This window comes from Bacteroides sp. AF25-38AC (assembly GCF_003602995.1).
GTDB lineage: Bacteria > Bacteroidota > Bacteroidia > Bacteroidales > Bacteroidaceae > Bacteroides > Bacteroides uniformis.
This window is the reverse complement of record NZ_QTMD01000081.1, coordinates 1-1,184: the sequence shown is the minus strand read 5'-3', so window position 1 is coordinate 1,184 and position 1,184 is coordinate 1. Positions and strand designations below refer to the sequence as shown.

Here is a 1,184-nt window from a genome sequence, read left to right as displayed (position 1 = left end):
ATGCCCGATGTCGTTGAACCGGCCTCGAGGATGGCTGCTTTCCGCCTTAATAATCCCGTTGATACGTTCCGCAACGGCATTGTCGGTGGGTTTGTAGTCTTCCGTCATACTGATGGCAATGCCATGTTTCTGAAGAAGTGCCACGTATGGGTCGCAACAGTATTGTACGCCACGGTCCGAGTGATGTATCAGGCCCGTAAGATTTTCATCTCCTGTCATTTCAACAGCCTGCTCTATAGCCTGTTGCAATGCATTGATGGTTGCCGATACCCGTAAGGTGTCGGCAAGCACCCATCCCACTATCTTATGGGAGTAGGCATCCGTAATCAGATGCAGATAACAGACTTCACCATTGGCAAGTGGTATATAAGTAATGTCGCTGACCCACAACTGGTTGGCTGAAGTCAAGGTCAGTCCTTTGATTAGGTTCTTCCACTTGTGGTAGCGATGGTTGGAGTTCGTCGTATGCCGGGTCTTGCGGGCAGGAAGCATCAAGCGGTGTTGCCGGAGCAATGCATAAAAGCTGTCCCGCCCAGGCATGAACCCGGCTCCAAAAAGCACGGTGAGCATAATCCACAGTTTGTAACAGCCTATACCCGGATCTTCGATACGGATATCACGGACAGCATCCAGCATGAGACGTTCCCTATGTATCTGACTCTCAATGTCAGCCTTTGACTGGTAGTAGGCTTGACGACAATGGCCAAACAGACGGCAGGCCAACGCAACTTTCAGGTTGCGCTGACTGACCAGTTCCGTTACGATTTGGCCCCAGATTTTTTTCTGATAGGGATGTTGAAGAGTTCTTCAGCACGCGTAATCATCAATTCACGGGCTTCTGTTTCCAGCTTGGAGAAAGACAGGGCTTTCTCCAGCTCTTTAATGCGCTTTTTTAATTGGGCATTTTCATCTTTGTAGGCTTCCTTGCTGCGATTGGACATATCTGGTGATTCTTGTTCAGAAGGCAAAGATAGCTCTTCTGCTAAATTTGAATACTTTTTAATCCAACTATTTAGCAAGGCAGGGCAACAAATGCCATGTGCCCGGCAAAAGGCATGCTTACTCATACCTGATTGGTAGTAAGAGTGAAGAAAAAACAGTTTTTCATCTTCACGATAAAGCTTTCGTTTTGAAGTCATAATAGTAACACATTTATTAGTTTGTAAATGTGTCTACCTATATCA

The 1,184-nt window shown here is 46.6% G+C and carries 2 protein-coding genes; both read right to left on the bottom strand.

The window, feature by feature from the left end:
• The coding region (locus tag DWY55_RS21765; protein WP_243633691.1) for an IS3 family transposase at positions 1-723 on the bottom strand (723 nt) is incomplete at its 3' end.
• Between the two features lie 35 nt (positions 724-758).
• Positions 759-1,139: a transposase gene (locus tag DWY55_RS21760; RefSeq protein WP_005829611.1), complete on the bottom strand. Its 381-nt coding sequence runs from the start codon at positions 1,137-1,139 to the stop codon at positions 759-761.
• Between the last annotated feature and the right edge of the window lie 45 nt (positions 1,140-1,184).